The sequence below is a fragment of the Paraplanobispora takensis genome (assembly GCF_016863195.1).
In the GTDB taxonomy this organism is placed as follows: Bacteria; Actinomycetota; Actinomycetes; order Streptosporangiales; family Streptosporangiaceae; genus Planobispora; species Planobispora takensis.
Genome location: NZ_BOOK01000036.1, coordinates 63996 through 78855 on the forward strand (window position 1 = coordinate 63996; position 14860 = coordinate 78855).

Annotated in this window: 15 protein-coding genes; 3 read left to right on the forward strand and 12 right to left on the reverse strand. The window is 71.8% G+C overall.

Features of this window, described 5'->3' with window-relative positions; genetic code table 11:
* Positions 1-25 precede the first annotated feature (25 nt).
* Together Pta02_RS24610 and Pta02_RS24615 are read right to left on the reverse strand one after the other, a co-directional pair.
* Positions 26-2998 (reverse strand): ATP-binding protein, encoded by a 2973-nt coding sequence (locus Pta02_RS24610; RefSeq protein WP_203877291.1) that lies wholly within the window; start codon positions 2996-2998, stop codon positions 26-28.
* A 179-nt stretch (positions 2999-3177) separates the two neighbouring features.
* Positions 3178-5127: a hypothetical protein gene (locus tag Pta02_RS24615; protein ID WP_203877292.1), complete on the reverse strand. Its 1950-nt coding sequence runs from the start codon at positions 5125-5127 to the stop codon at positions 3178-3180.
* 166 nt (positions 5128-5293) lie between these two features.
* On the opposite strand from Pta02_RS24615, the gene Pta02_RS24620 reads away from it, so the two are divergent.
* The 3 genes from Pta02_RS24620 (at position 5294) to Pta02_RS24630 (ending at position 8207) form a co-directional block, all read left to right on the forward strand.
* The gene (locus tag Pta02_RS24620) at positions 5294-5950 is read left to right on the forward strand and encodes a hypothetical protein (RefSeq protein WP_203877293.1); all 657 of its coding nucleotides are present in this window, start codon (positions 5294-5296) and stop codon (positions 5948-5950) included.
* A 38-nt stretch (positions 5951-5988) separates the two neighbouring features.
* Positions 5989-6648, forward strand: coding sequence for a hypothetical protein (locus Pta02_RS24625; RefSeq protein WP_203877294.1), 660 nt, complete (start codon positions 5989-5991; stop codon positions 6646-6648).
* Positions 6649-7364: 716 nt separating this feature from the next.
* Positions 7365-8207, forward strand: coding sequence for a hypothetical protein (locus tag Pta02_RS24630; RefSeq protein WP_203877295.1), 843 nt, complete (start codon positions 7365-7367; stop codon positions 8205-8207).
* Between the two features lie 30 nt (positions 8208-8237).
* Here Pta02_RS24630 and Pta02_RS24635 read toward each other — a convergent pair whose 3' ends face one another.
* The 10 genes from Pta02_RS24635 to Pta02_RS24675 all read right to left on the reverse strand — a co-directional run bounded on the left by Pta02_RS24635 (position 8238) and on the right by Pta02_RS24675 (position 14642).
* Entirely contained in the window at positions 8238-9542 is a 1305-nt protein-coding gene (locus Pta02_RS24635; RefSeq protein WP_203877296.1) for a hypothetical protein, read from the reverse strand.
* 274 nt (positions 9543-9816) lie between these two features.
* Positions 9817-10122 (reverse strand): DUF1416 domain-containing protein, encoded by a 306-nt coding sequence (locus Pta02_RS24640; RefSeq protein WP_203877297.1) that lies wholly within the window; start codon positions 10120-10122, stop codon positions 9817-9819.
* Entirely contained in the window at positions 10122-10961 is an 840-nt protein-coding gene (locus Pta02_RS24645) for a sulfurtransferase (RefSeq protein ID WP_203877298.1), read from the reverse strand. The genes Pta02_RS24640 and Pta02_RS24645 overlap by 1 nt, the downstream gene beginning before the upstream one ends.
* Before the next feature lie 15 nt (positions 10962-10976).
* A complete protein-coding gene (locus Pta02_RS24650; RefSeq protein ID WP_203877299.1) occupies positions 10977-11375 on the reverse strand; it encodes a DUF4395 domain-containing protein in 399 nt (132 codons plus the stop codon).
* 60 nt (positions 11376-11435) lie between these two features.
* On the reverse strand, positions 11436-11549 hold the full coding sequence (locus Pta02_RS42345) for a putative leader peptide (RefSeq protein WP_373872416.1): 114 nt from the start codon (positions 11547-11549) through the stop codon (positions 11436-11438).
* Between the two features lie 61 nt (positions 11550-11610).
* Positions 11611-12036, reverse strand: coding sequence for a TlpA family protein disulfide reductase (locus tag Pta02_RS24655; protein ID WP_203877300.1), 426 nt, complete (start codon positions 12034-12036; stop codon positions 11611-11613).
* A 122-nt stretch (positions 12037-12158) separates the two neighbouring features.
* Positions 12159-12962 (reverse strand): anti-sigma factor family protein, encoded by an 804-nt coding sequence (locus tag Pta02_RS24660; protein ID WP_239131207.1) that lies wholly within the window; start codon positions 12960-12962, stop codon positions 12159-12161.
* A complete protein-coding gene (locus tag Pta02_RS24665; RefSeq protein WP_203877301.1) occupies positions 12959-13471 on the reverse strand; it encodes a sigma-70 family RNA polymerase sigma factor in 513 nt (170 codons plus the stop codon). Before Pta02_RS24665 ends, Pta02_RS24660 begins: the two co-directional genes overlap by 4 nt.
* Positions 13472-13543: 72 nt before the next feature.
* Positions 13544-14224 (reverse strand): LmeA family phospholipid-binding protein, encoded by a 681-nt coding sequence (locus Pta02_RS24670; RefSeq protein WP_203877302.1) that lies wholly within the window; start codon positions 14222-14224, stop codon positions 13544-13546.
* A 166-nt stretch (positions 14225-14390) separates the two neighbouring features.
* Positions 14391-14642, reverse strand: a complete 252-nt coding sequence (locus tag Pta02_RS24675; protein ID WP_203877303.1) for a MoaD/ThiS family protein — start codon at positions 14640-14642, stop codon at positions 14391-14393.
* Between the last annotated feature and the right edge of the window lie 218 nt (positions 14643-14860).

The window sequence follows — 14860 nt, forward strand, 5'->3', positions numbered from 1 at the left end:
ATCCCTCAGCGGAGTCCGGGATCCCTCACTCGGTGAAGGCCAGCTCCGCGTTCTCCGGCGTCTCGGTGTCGAACGGCAGGACGAACCGGTTCGGCCAGGACAGCACGCCCTCCAGCCACCCCGCTCCCATCGTCTGCGCCACGTGCCGCAGCCTCTCGGACGGGTCGACCCCGATCGTGACCATGAGGATGTCCCTTTCCACTTCCGAATGATCGTCGTCGCCCAGCAGGACCCGCCAGGCCAGGGCCCGGTTGCGGTCCACCTCCATGGACAGGGGGTGGTGCCGCAGCGCCCTGGCGCGGTGGCCGAGCAGCTCGGCGCCGCTCGCCGGACGGCTGAACAGCTCGTACTCCATGACCGGCGCGGGAGAGTGCGGGTCGGGCGCCGGGTGCCCGTAGGGGAACAGCCGCTCCACCTCGTGCAGCCACTGCACCTGCGGGATCACCCACGCGGTCCCCGGCCGCTCGCCGGGCGTGCGCTCGGGCCCCAGCAGCCGGGTGGCGGCCGCGGCGACCTGCTCGGTGAGCCCGGCGGGATCGGCGACGGTCCGCAGCGACCAGGCCCGCCGGGCGACGGCGCGCTCCACGGCCGTGGCCAGCAGGCACTCGCGCCGCCGCGCGGGAAGCTCCGCCCACAGCTCCGACACCACCCGGGGGGCGCCCGGCAGCGGCCGGTCGACGCAGAAGGCCAGCACCAGCGCGTCGGTCCAGATGCGCAGCCACGCCCACTCGGGGGCCTCGGCCAGCAGATCGGCCTCGCGCAGCTCGACCAGCGTGCACGCCCGCCCGGTCCGGCACTCCTGGCCGCACGCCGTCGAGCGGCGCCCGCAGATCGGCGGGGTCCGCCCGGGGACCGTGTGCTCGCGGTCCTCCCCCAGCGGCACCTGGACGCGGACCGGCCGGTCCATCCCGTCGGCGAAGACCGCCGCCGTCCCCGGCCGCAACGAGACGACCTGCCGGGACTGCTCCTCGCTGAGGTTCATCGCGGCGCCGACCAGCCGGCGGTCGTCCTCGGCGGGCAGCCGGTGCACGACCTTCAGCGCGGTGTTCTTCACCACGTCGGAGACCAGTTTGGTGGGGATCTGCTCGGCCACCACGATGCCCTCGCCGTACGCGCGGATCTCGGCCAGCATCCCGGCCAGCAGTTCGACGGCGTGCGTGCTGGCCCGGCCCGCGCCCCGGTCGCGCAGCAGCCGGTGCGCCTCCTCGATCACGATCACGTGCCGGAGCCCGGACGTCTTGGCGGTCCTGGCCCGCATCCGCAGGTGCTCCACGATCCGGATGATCAGCGTGCCCATCAGGAACGCCTTGTCCTCGTCGTTGGCCACGTCCTCGATGGCCAGGACCACGTTGCGCTGGAGCAGGTCGCCGATGTCGGCGGGGTGGCCGCCCTCGAAGAACCGTCCGGCCGAGCCGATCCGGAGCGAGCGCAGCCGCAGCGAGATGAAGCCCTCGACGTCCGCCTGGACCTCCCGGCCGTAGCCGATCTCCTTGATCACGTCCATGGCGTGCCGCTGGAGCTGCTCCAGGGTCGGTACGGCGGGCCGTACCGCCGCACCCGGGGCCGCGCCGCCGGTGACGACGTCCCAGCCGTTGGCCTCGTACACCCGCTGCAGGGCCAGCGACATGATCTGCGGGAACGGCTCCTCGGCGTCGAAGGCCGCCATGAACAGCGCCCGGACCATGTCGATGTGGGCCTGGACCGGATAGCCGGGCTCGGGGGCCAGCGGGTTGACGCTGAAGGGCACGTCGTCGGGGTCCGAGGGGTTGATCACGGTCACCGGGGCGAGGTGCTCGACGCGGCCGCCCATCGCGGCGTACTCGGACTTGGCCGGTTCGATGGCCAGCCAGGGGATGCCCGCGCCGGTGAGCTGTTCCAGCAGGTGGCGTACCGTCTGCGACTTGCCCGACCCGGTCGAGCCGGTGACGAACGCGTGCCGGTTCAGGGTCGCCAGGGGGACCTCGAACGACCCGACCGCGCGGTCCTGACCGTCCATGATCGCCCCGAGGTCGAGCACCGGCTCGCCGGGCGTCCCGCCGGCCTCGCTGGTCACGTCGAAGAAGCCGGCGTCGAGCACCCGCACGCCGGGCACCTCCCGGCGCGGCAGCCCGGCCAGGGCGGCGAGCGTCCCGGCGGTGGCCGCGAAGGGCGTGGCGGTGCCGTCGGCCGGATCCTGCAGGGTCGCCGAGAGCGCGTCCCCGAAGGGGAGCATCGGGCCGGACAGCGCGCTGCGCAGGCGGTAGGGGTGGTGGCTCATCTCCACCGAGCCGACCAGCACCGGGGCGATCTGCCGCAGCTCCTCGGGCCCGGCGGCCCCGGCCAGCACCCGCACGTTCCACAACCCGGCCTCGCGGAAGGCGTCGAGCTCCTGCATGCGCCGCTCGGCCCGCTCGACGTCGTAGCGGGACCGCTCGGAGGCGTCGCCGTACTGCCGCAGCACGTTGAGCTGGGTCCGCAGGTGCGCGACCTCGGCGTCCAGCAGGTCGGTCGGCTCGGCCACCACCAGCCAGGCGAACGGCCGGGACATCAGGGTGACGAGGGTGGACTCGAACAGGGTCGGCCGCCGCACCTCGTCGGGATCCGGCTCGCGCCGGCCGCCCAGCGGCGGCGCCTGCCGTCCCGGGCAGCTCGCCCAGACCAGGTCGGAGAGGTCACGCAGCCACTCGTCGCCGATCTCCGCGCCCCGGGCTCCGCCGGGGAACAGCAGCGGCTCGGGGCCGCCCGGCACCGGCTCGGACTCGGTGTCGGCGGCCCGCCGCGGCGGGCGCGGCGGGGTCAGCGGCCCGGCGTTGGTGATGAGCTCCAACGGCGCGCCGGACCCCCGGGAGAGCCATCCGATCACGAAGGGACGGTTGCGCTGGGCCGCCGAGAGCGCGGCCGGCAGGACGGTGACGAAGTCCCACTCGGCCGACGAGCTGCGCGACGGCGCCGTGATCGCCTGAATCCGGTACCAGGGACCGGTCAGGCCGTACGGAAGACGGGACACGATCTGCTGCATTGGGTTCTCCACCCTGGGGAACCGGCTCCGGGCCGGAGGGTTGACGCTTCACCGATCCGCCCACCCGGACCGGGTGAGACTTCGTGACACGACTACCGTCGAACTTCTTGCATGGACCGCACCTCCGCATTGACCATGCCATTACCCCATCCGGACGATTCGTTGGCGCGTACGCCCGGTCACCGGCGCCTGCGCCAGTCGAGCCGTGGCGGCGGGGGGCCGAGGTTGGGCGGGGCGGCCTCGAAAGGGGTGGGTTCGCGCGGCTGCTCCTCCTCCGGCTCCCGCGTGATCTCCAGCGTCGCCTCCCGGATCTCGTCGAACTCCCCCAGCGTGGTCCTGGGGAAGGTCAGGATCGCCGGGTTGGCGTCGGCCAGCCGTACCCTGCGGCCGTCGGAGGTGGCGTCGGTGACGATCACCGAGGTGGTGGGGAGCTGCTGGAGCTGGTGCGGCTCGACGAGGAACTCCCGGGAACGGTGCAGGACCCGCTCGGTCTCCCCCATGGCCTTGCTCGCCCGGCGGCCCCATTCGGTGGACTCGGTGATGTCCTCCCTCAGGTCGGCGTGGCCGACGTCGCGCTCCCCGTCCTCGCCCGCCCGGCCGATGGTGGAGGTGTAACCGCCGTCGAGGCCGGCTCCCGCGGCGCTGACCGTCTCGGTCAGCTGGGCGAGCTCCAGCCGGTGCTCGGTGCCGACGTGCTCACTGGCCACCCGGGCGTCCTCGGCGTTGCCCAGCCGCATGAACGTCACCGCCGCGTGCCCCCGGCCCAGCCGCTCCCGCACGGTGGGGGTGAGCGAGCGGTAGGTCAGCACCAGCCCGGTCCTGGAGGTCTCGCAGGCGTCCATCAGCCGGTCGAGCACGTCGCCGCGGAGCTTGTCCGCCCCCGCGACGATGATCGTGTGGTACCACGGCCGCTCCGAGGTGGGCGACTGGCGCAGGATGTGGGTGAGCGCGGTGGCCACGTAGGTGCCCAGGACGCGGTTGCCGAAGACCCCCGCCTGGCGGTCCATGGAGACCACCCGCAGGCGCGCGGGCGGGAGCCGCACGGCCTCCGAGCCGAGCGTCTCCAGCTTGCGCAGCTGCGACTCCAGCGCCCAGGCGCGCTCGATCACCACCCGGTCGCTGACCCCGCGGCCGAACAGCGTGCCGATCCGCTCCAGCTGGGTGGCGGTGATCAGGCCGTAGCGCAGGTCGTCGCGGGGGTCGCCGACCTGGGCCAGGGCCCGCAGCGCGGCGGTCACCTGGTTGATCGTGGCGTTCTCGCCCAGGACCTCCAGGACCCGCTCCAGGATCGCGTTGTCGAAGGACAGGTCGCGGGTCGTGCGGTGCTCCTCGCTGACGCTCACCACGTGGGCGAGCACGTCGGCGAAGGCCTCGGGAGCCAGGGTCGCCCCGAGGTCGAGCCTGGGCAGGTCCACCGGGAGCACCCAGACCAGCGGCTCGTCGCCGCCCCGGCGGGCCAGCTCGACCAGGTCCTTGGCGATCGCGCCCTCGGACAGGTCGAGCACGGTCAGGTGGCCGCCGCTGTAGAGGCGGGTCGCGCCGAGCAGGGTGATGAGCGCCGACCACCCGGGCAGCGTGCCGCCGGCCACGTCGATGCGGTCGATCTCGTCGGGCACGGCCACGGCGTACCAGGTGATCTGGCGGTCGTAGCGCTCCTTGCGCTCGGCCCACTCGCGATAGCGGGCGGCGTGCTCCTCCTGCGCCCGGTGGTGCTCCCTGTCACGTTCCCTGCGCAGCCGTTCCCCGGCCGCCCTGCGCTCCTCGATCCGGTGGCGGACCGCCCGGTCCCCCTGGAGGATCGCGTAGGTGCAGAAGCCGGCGATCCCGAGCGCGACGACCAGCCCGACCGAGGCGAACGCCCAGCTCATCCACCCCGTGACGGCGATGCCGAGGATGATCAGGCCCAGCACGACCATGAACCCGCGCACGACCTTGACCGGGCGGTTCAGCAGGTCCTCGTTGAGCCGCTCGCGGCGCATCCACTCGGGGTCGATCTCGGGGATCGGGTCCTCGGCGGGGGACGGACGCCTGGGGGCGGGACCCGGATCAGGGTCCAGCAGGGCATATTGCCAGCCCAGGTAGATCCGGTCCGCCTGGAGCTGCGCATGCTCGGGATGCACGTCCGTCACGGAACCTCCGCCATAGGGCTCTCGTCCGCCTCCGTGACAGCGTAAAAGCTGTACCACCTATTAGGGCAGCGTTCCCGGCAATCCACTGTATTTTCCGCGGGCTCACCATGACTTATGGGATGGATGGGTCTGATGATATTGAGATCAGCCATTAACATGCATTCTCATGACGTCTCCCCCCGGCGGCGGTACCAGACGGCGGCGCGCGGTCGCGGTGCCCCTCACCGCTCTGGTGATCGCCACCGTCCTGGGAGTCACCGCCGCCTTCGGCGGCTTCGCCGAGGCGGCCGAGAAGCCTCCCCCGCGGCTGGGCCCGGGAGCCGTCGTCGACCAGAAGCTGTTCGTCACCAAGTTCGTGACGGCGCGGACCGTTTTCCAGCCCGACGTGTACGGCGGTGACGGCAAGGACTTCGTGGAGATCGAGCTCGAGGTCACCAACAAGGGTGAGAAGACCGAGGGCGTCGGCTCTCCCGCCTACGGCGGCCAGGCGGGCCTGCTGTACGCCAAGTCCATCCTGAAGGTGACCCCGGAGATCAAGAGCGAGCTCGGGCCGATCGCGATAATCCCCGACGAGGGTGTGGTCAGCCGCCAGCTGCATCCGGGCATGACCTCCACCGTCGTGATCAGATACGAGCTGGCCAAGGGCCAGGAGGCGCCGCCGAGCGTCCAGCTCGACGTCGGCAGGTTCGACCCCGACTGGGAGAGTTTCACCGGCGCCGAATTCGGCCTGACCCTGGAAACGGACGGCAACGCGGAGAAGGCGCCGCCGAAGGTGGAGGCACAGGTCGTCCTGCCGGTCCAGCGCGGGGGCACGGGCGGATGAGCACCGTGACCCCCCGCCCGGCGGAAGGGAGCGCGCCGGTGAGCACCCTGCCCCCCGCCCGGCCCGGGACGGCCGACCGGCGTCGCGCGCCCGGTTCCTCCCCGAGCCGGCTGCGCCGCGTGGGCGCCGCGGTCGCCGGGCTCGCCCTGGCCGCCGCCGCGGTGGCCCTGCAGGCGGCGGCCGAGAAGCGCGAGGACCGCGGCGCCCCGCTGACCTGGACCGGCGGGGTGGGCGAGGAGGTCGCCTCCTCGCGGTTCACCGTGAAGGTGAAGGCGGTGCACGGCGCCAAGAGCATCGAGATCGCGCAGCTGTCCGGCGACCCGGAGAAGGCCACCACCTCGGGGATCTTCGTGGTCGTCGAACTGGCGGCGACCTCGCCGCGCGACCCGCAGAGGTTCGGCCCTCCCGTGCTCCTGAGCGGGGACGACAAGCGCTACACGGCCACCGAGAAGGTGAAGCCCTCGCTGACCATCACCGAGCCCTACATCCAGCCGGGCTGGTGGGTCGACGGCGTGGCGGTCTTCGACGTCCCGGCCTCGGCGCTGGAGGGCGCCCGGATCGTGGTGGGCCTGCCGGTCGAGATCATCGGCGAGGTGTACCCGCCGGAGGTGGAGATCGACCTGGGCCTGGACGAGGCGGCCGCTCGGCGTCTGGTCTCCGGTGCGAAGGACGTCTACCAGATGGGGAGCAAGAAGTGACCGCGACGCCGCCTCCTGAAGGGGAGGGTCCCCGCGACTGGTTCGCCCCCCGCCAGGACCGGCCGGCGACGCCCCACGAGCCTCCGGCGCCCGGCCTGTGGGACACGCCGCCGGCCCAGGAGCAGCCGCCCGCGCATCACGGCGCCCGCCCGCCACGGCGGCACGCCGCCCCCCAGCACGCCGCCCCCCAACCGGCGGCCCCCCAGCACGTCGCTTCTCAGCACGTCGCTTCTCAGCACGCGCCCCCTCAGCACGCGGCCCCTCAGCACGCGGCCCCCCACGAGCGGGATTTCCGGTACGCCGCCCCGCAGGATCCCCGGCACGCCGTTCCCCAAGAGCCTCGGCACGCGGCCCCTCAGGAGCAGGACGTACGGCACGCCGTTCCCCGGGAACTCCGGAAGGCGGCTCCCCGGGAGGAGCCCTACCAGGGCGCTCCCTGGCCCGCGACCGGCACCTGGCCGCTGCCGCCCGGGGCTCCCGAGCCCGAAGCCCCCCACCGGGCCGCCGCCCCCGCCCCTGCGCAGGCACCCCACCGGACCGCGCCCCCCGCCGTCCCGGTGCCTCCGCAGACATCCCAGACCGGGACCTTCGCACCTCCCCGGGCTCCTCACCCGGCCACGCCTCCCGTGCCCGCGCAGGCGGCCCAGACGGGGGTGTTCACACCCCCGCACGCTCCTCACCCGGCCGCTCCGCCGCCGCCGCGGCCGACGGCTCCCGTGCAGCCGGAGGGCCTGCCGTGGCTCCGCCGGCGGCAGTCGTTCCCCGACGAGCAGGTCTGGCCGCCGCCGCCCCGGCCCGTCGACGACGGGCCGGGCACCTCGACCCAGCCCTTCCCCTCGATCCCCTCGCCGTTGCCGCCCGGCTTCGCCGCCGGCACCGCCCCGGCCTTCCAGCCCGCCGGCACGGCCACGCCGCCGTCGGAGAACGGGACCGAGGCCGGGACTCCGGCGGAACCCGAGGAGGCTTCCCGGGCCGCCGCCCCCGCACCACGCCGCCGTACGGCACTGCGGGTCGCCGGGGCGGTCGTCGCCGTGGCGCTGGCCGTCGGGGTCCCCACCCTGGACAACTACCGCTTCTACCGGGTCTTCGATCTCGTCGAACAGGTCCACGTCGTGGCCGTGAACGCCACGGTGAAGCACGAGCACGTGGCCTGGCAGGTCAAGCTCGAGCCGAAGGACGAATTCGGCGGGGACCCCGCCAAGCCGGGCCGCAAGTGGCTACAGGTCATCGTGGTCAGGACCTCTCTGGATCAGGAGGGGGTGATCCGCAGGGGAGACCCTAAAATCGAGCTCGTGCATCCCGACGGCCGAAGCTGGCAGGTCGTGCTTGTGGATAAGACCCTCCCTCTGGAGGTCAAGGAGCATAAGATCGGTACCCCCTACCAGTACAACATGATCGCCGTAGTGCCCGAGGACGTCGTCGGCGAGGTCGAGATCCGCGTCATCCCCTCCCCGGCCGAGCTGCCGCTCGAGGAGGTTGCGCCCGCCGACCTGTTCAAGCCGGACCCGCAGCAGAAGGAGCGGGAACCCGAAAGGCATGTGCTGCTGTTCAGGCGGTGAGCCCCCGGCCCGCCTCGCGGGTGCCGCCGTTCAGGCGGTGGACGCCTCGCCCTCCTCGTCCGTCTCGCCCGCCTCGCGGCTGTGGGCGGACGCGATGTCGAACGTGGCCGCCAGCAGGCAGACCGTCAGCACCCCCACGATCAGGTTCCGCACGAAGTCCACGGGGTGGCCGAACAGGAGCCAGAAGTGCGGGAAGTCGGTGCCGACCGACGTCCGGAACGCGCGGTCGGCGTACTCCATCCCCACGTGGAGCGCGACGTAGCACAGGCAGAACATCCCGAACAGCGCCCAGCCTCCCCGGGTGACGAGCCTGAAGGCGTTGGCGGGCGGCACCCAGCGCTCCTGGAAGCCGGTCGTCGTCCTGGTCATGGTCGAGCGGGTCAGGGAGTGCGTGCGGGTGTCCATGCGATCGGCCACGCCCTCCAGGCGGGTTCCCCGCACGACCGCCCGCGTGTCCTCGGCGAAGGCGCCGTAGACGAGCGCGGCGACCGTCAGCCAGGTCAGCGGCTCGATCAGCGCGTCCACGAGGAGGGGCCAGACCGTCGAGACACCCTCCCAGAACGGCTTCCAGACCGGGATCGTCTTCTCGGCCGACTCGATCCAGCCCTCGAACGTGGCCACGACGGCCCGGTCCTTCAGCCACTCCGAGCGCGCCGAGGTGACGGTGAAGATCGCATTGAGGCCGTAGAAGGCGAAGGCCAGCTCGAAGAAGGCGGCGAGCATGCCGCTCGCCTTGCCTTTGCCGTTGGTGTGCCACCAGGCGAACAGCGTCTTGAGCGCGTAGGCCGCCACCGCGATCGCCGCCGAGATCCACACCTCCATCCCGGTGAGCAGCGTCCCGAAGTCGTCCCTGGTGGCCCCGGCCACAATCCCGTGCTCGATGATCTGCTTGATGTTGTCGAGCGCGACGAGTTCCCTGGCGTCCTCCGCGTGGAAGCTCCAGGCGAGATAGATCGTGGCGAAGATCAGCGTGGCCCGGTTGAGCGCGCCGAACAGGCTCTCGTCCGTCTCCTCCCCGGTCCTGCGCATCTGGATCTCCCGGAGCGCGCCGCGTACGGAGTGCAGCATGCCGACCATGACCACGAGCTCGTTCAGCACGATCAGCGTGTACAGGAGCATCACGACGATGAGCCGCACCTGCCGGTAGTCGCCGTGGGCCACCTCCGTGGCCGCCCACATCAGCGCCCAGCGGATCGTCCGGCCCGCCGAGAACCACAGGACCAGCGACAGGCCGCAGGAGGCGAAGATCCTCAGCGTGTGCGCCGGGAGCCCGTACGCCGAGAACGCCCGGGTGAGGGGCGGCGACGCCGGCGGAGGCGGCGAGGGGGGCGACATAGTAGACGTTCCGGACACCCGATGAATCGTAGCGATCCCGCCTCCCCGGTCACAGCTCAACGGCGGGTTCCCGCGACATCGAAAGCGCGCGGACACGAAGGACCGAACGCGTGGCCGTGAAAAGACCGAACGCGTGAACGCGAAAGGACCGGCGCCCTCCAGCGGGAGGGGCCGGTCCTTTCGCGAGTGTCAGATCACCGAGCCGTCAGGTCACAGGGCCGTCAGGTCACAGGGCCGTCAGGTCACAGGGCCGTCAGGTCACAGGGCCGTCAGCTCAGAGAGCCGCGGACAGCTGGGTGACCTCGCCCAGGCGGGCCTGGGCCGGGATGTCCCTGGTGACGCCGCCGCCCGCGATGATGCGGACGGTCCAGTCGCCGGGGGCGGCGAAGAAGCGGAAGACGCCCTCGTCGGACACGACGACCTCACCGGTGAACTCACCGGAGTGGTCGAGCAGGCGGGCGTAGGCGGTGCCCGGGGCACCGGTCACGGTGCCCTGGATCACGGCCTGGGTGGACAGGTCGACCCCGGCGGGCAGGGCGACGGTCTGCTCGGGCGCGGCGCACCCCTGGGGAACAGTCATCAGCGGGCCTCTCCCAGTTCGATCGGCACGCCCACGAGCGAGCCGTACTCGGTCCACGAACCGTCGTAGTTCTTGACGTTGGGCTGCTCGAGCAGCTCGTGCAGCACGAACCAGCTGTGCGCCGAGCGCTCGCCGATGCGGCAGTAGGCGATGGTGTCCTTGCCGAAGTCGACGCCCTCTCCGGCGTAGAGCGACTGCAGCTCGTCGTTGGACTTGAAGGTGCCGTCGTCGTTGGCAGCCTTCGACCAGGGGATGTTACGGGCGGTGGGCACGTGGCCGCCGCGCTGGGCCTGCTCCTGCGGGAGGTGGGCCGGGGCGAGCAGCTTGCCGGTGAACTCGTCGGGCGAGCGCACGTCGACCAGGTTGAGCTTGCCGATCGCGGCGACGACGTCGTCGCGGAAGGCGCGGATCGACAGGTCCTGGTCCTTGGCCGCGTAGTTCGTGGCCGGGCGCTCCGGGACCTCGGTGACCAGCTGGCGGGAGTCGAGCTCCCACTTCTTGCGGCCGCCGTCGAGGAGCTTGACGTTCTCGTGGCCGTAGAGCTTGAAGTACCAGTAGGCGTAGGCGGCGAACCAGTTGTTGTTGCCGCCGTACAGGACCACGGTGTCGTCGTTGGCGATGCCCCGGGCGGACAGCAGGGCGGAGAAGCCCTCGCGGTCCACGAAGTCGCGGCGGACCGGGTCCTGCAGGTCCTGCCTCCAGTCGATCCTCACGGCGCCACGGATGTGGCCCTTGTCGTAGGCGCTGGTGTCCTCGTCGACCTCGACGAGCACGACGCCAGGGGTGTCGAGGTTGGCCTCGACCCAGTCGGCATCCACCAGGACGGCGGAGCGGCTCATGGGATTCCTCCGGGGTTATCTTGCGGCGGGCAGTAAACGGCGAATGATCAGGTACATCTCGCAGCCGAGGCAGAAGCCGAAAGCGGCGTTGAGGAAGGCGGCGAACAGGGCCGCGGCGGTGGCCCCGAGGGCCAGTGGCGTGATCTGTGTTACGTATCCGACCAGGCCCACCAGGGCGAAGGCGAGCCCGACCAGCTGCGCGAAGCGCGGCGGTCCGGCGTCCTCCGGTTCCCCGGGGGGACTCTTCACTATCCCTTTGAAGATCATCCCGTACGGCGAGGCACCGGCGGCGCCCAGCGCGAACACCACGGCCTGGACCGCCAGCAGCCACGGGCTGTCCAGGATCAGGACGAGCGCGAGGACGACACTGGTGAGGACCGCGGCGAAACGCAGAGCGCGGGGATCAACCTGCATCACTAGATGCTCCTGAAGGGTCGTGCAGATCGGTGCGGCGGGAAGCCGCTGAAGATCCCTTTAGGAAGCGCGACAGAGCGCGGTGGCCACGCGGCAGAAGTCAACCGCGCGCCGCTTCGTGAGCAGCTCTGTCGTGGGACGCATGCGGACGACACTACCCCGGCGTTCCGCCATCTGTCACATCCATGTCCAGTTCTTGAGACAGGGTCGTCCGGTGCACGATATGGTTCCCGGTTCAGTCCTCGACGGCCGCGCCCAGGGCCGCGATGACGTCGGCCTTGCGCGGCTGCCCGGAGGCGCGTTTCACGACCCGCCCGGACCGGTCGAGGACCAGCACCGTCGGGGTGCGCAGGATGTTCAGGGACCTGACGAGTTCGAGCCGGGCCTCGGCGTCGATCTCCACGTGCGCGACGCCGGGCACCATGCCCGTCACCTCGGTGAGGATCCGGCGGGTCGCCCGGCACGGCTGGCAGAAGGCGCTGGAGAACTGCACGAGCGTGGCGCGCTCGCCCAGCTCGGCGCCGAGGTCGCCCGCCGTCAGCCGTTCCACCGCACCCCTCGCCTCCCGCGGCACGCCGTCGCGCCGCCGCAGCACCACGCCCACGAGCACGGCCACGACGAGCGTCACGGCCGCCACCACCGGCCCGATCACCCCGGTCATCGAGCAGCACAACACGGACGGTCGCCGGGCCATTCCCGTCCGGCGCGCAGATCCCCGCGCGGACGCGCAGAGGCCCCCGCGCAGCAGCCACCGTTCCGGAGCGCCGCCCGGACCGGCGGCGCTCAGCGGCCGGGGGTGGAGACGTCGACCAGCACCCGCCCCGCGTCGGTGACCACCTCGAACCTCTCGATGTTCCCCGGCGGGATCGTGGTGGTCCCGGTGAAGCCGCCCGACTCCTCGTAGGCGCTCTTGTCGACGGTCCAGTTCCCGGCGGTCTGCCGCTCCCCGCCGAGCCCGATCACCTCCAGCCGGAAGCGGGTGCCCGTGGCCACCCCGGAGAGCTTGAGCCGCAGGTCGGTCGTCTTCTCGCCCGGCACGGCGGTCACCGTGGCGCGGACGGTGCCCTTGCTCCCCTTGCGCACCAGCTCCACGGGGCCGCTCAGCATCGCCTGGTCCCCGGAGGTGGCACTCGCGCTGGGGGCGGCCTTGCGGTCCGCCTGGACCTCCGCGGGGGCGTCCCGCCCGCCGGGGGCGTCCTGGGCGGCCTCGGGACTGGCCGGCTCCGGCGCCGAGGCGGCCGAGGTGACCTCCGCGTTCCGGCTCGCCGTCGCCCAGATGGTCCCGCCGAGCCCGACCAGCACCACCGACGCGGCCAGCGAGAGCAGCACCCGGGTGAGCCTGCGCCGCCGTACCCGGGCGTTGAGCAGCCGGTCGAGCACCGCGTGCGGCGGGCTGGCCGCGTGGGCCACGTCCTCCTCCGACACCCGGTCCAGGAACCCGGCGACCCCGGTCAGCTCCTCCAGCTCGGCACGGCAGCCGGGGCACCCGTCGAGGTGCGCCTCGACCTCGGCGCGCTCCTGGGGGTCCAGTGCTCCGAGCACGTACACCCCGAGCGACATGCGGGCTTCGTCACAGGTCATCATCATGGCGCGAGCCCCCGCTCCTCCAGGGCCAGCTTGAGCGCCCGCAGTGCGTAGTACGTGCGCGACTTCACCGTTCCCGGAGGGACGCCGAGCGTCTCGGCGGCCTCCTTGACCGACTTGCCCTGGTAGTAGATCTCGGTGAGCACCTCGCGGTGCTCCGGCCGGAGTGCGGCCAGCGCCTCGGCCACCGACCAGGACTCCACGGCCCGTTCCAGCTCGTCGTCGGCGGGGACCACGGCCAGCGCCTCGTCCCCGGTCTCCTGCGGACGCGACTTGCGCGCCCGGTGCTGGTCGAAGACGAGATTGCGGGCCACGGTGAACAGCCACGCGCGGATGGAGCGCCCGCTGAGCGCGTCAGGATGCCGCCAGGCCCGCAGCAGCGTCTCCTGCACGACGTCCTCCGCTCTCCCAGAATCGCCCGTCAGCCGCAGGGCGTAGCCGTACAGCGGCCCGCCGTGCTCGTCGAAGAGAGCCCTGACGAGCTGCTCGTCGGCGGTTCCGGCGTGACTCACATCCTCACGACGTACGGCGGGGCGGATCGGTTCAGACACGGGGGCACCAGGGTTCCGGGAAAGGGGGGCCGCTCAGCCCCGCAGCGGGACGTCCGCCGCCTCCGCGGTGATCCGCAGCCCTTCGGCCACCGGCGTCACCTCGGTGATCTTGAGGTTGAACGGCAGCTTCCCGATCGGGATCTCGTAGGCGATGAACCGCTCGGGGTTGGGCACCGGGATGCCGCCGCCCAGCGTGACCTTCTCAGGGATGAACTTCACCCGGCCCTCGGCCATCTCGATCTTCAGATTGGCCTTCGCCGGCACCTTCTGGCCCAGGAAGGTGATCTCCCCGCTGACGGCCAGGCCGCCCTCGTCGGCCTGGATCTTGATGCCCTGGGGCGCCCGCCGGTTCAGCGTCTCCTCGGGGATCACGACCTCGCCCACCACCCGCTCGGCGCGGATGTCCACCTGCTCGGCGTTCGTTATCAGGTCGGAGAGCGGCGCCCGCACGCCGTACAGCGTGGCGTCCACCCCCGACACCTCGGCGCCGCCGAGGTTGATGCGGCCGACGTCGACCTTGACCTCCTGGTAGCGGCCCTGGATCGCCTGGGTCAGGAACGGGATGCCGGTGATGGTCACCTCGGGCGGGACGTCCAGGTCGTAGCGCACGGTGGCGCGCGTGGCGATCTCCTTCTCGACCCCCGCGACCGCGACGCGGTCGAGAATCCCGACGAGAACGAGCAGCAGGATCAGAAAAACGACCAGCTTGCGCATCCGACTCCTCGTCGATCGTTTCCAGCCGTTCCCGCTCCGGTCCGGACCCGTCGACCGAGCCCGCGGATCAGGTCAGAGTGCCACCGCGGCATCTCCCCCGGCAATCTTGCCCGAAACGCTCACGTGACTCCGCCGTGAACCGGGGAAAAGACATCATCCGCCGGTCTCACCCGCCGGCGAAAGGCGGCAGCACCTCCACCGTCGCCCCCTGCGGGAGCACGATCCCCTCGTGCGGCCTCATGCCCACCGGGTTGCCGTCCACGAGGAAGGAGGATCGCCGCGCCACCCGGGCCAGTTCCTCCCGGCCGGATGTGACGTTCACCACCAGCTCCGCCAACGTCTCGGCCTCGAACGGCTCCTCGGCCACCCCGGCCGCTTCCTTCGCCGCCGCCCAGTAGCGAATGGTTCCCGTCGCCATCTGCTGTTCAACTCCTCGGAAAACCGTGTCGTGCGGACTCGTTCACATTGAAGTAACCGGATATCGGCTGTTCACCAGGTGGACGCTCACTGGACGTCCCATTCTCGTCGGATATCCTCACCTACGGGACCTGGGCGACGTAGCCCCCGGGTCCTTACGTGTTTTCTGTACGGCTACCGCCGGCATGACGCGGGTAAGGAGGCACCGTGACCCCACCG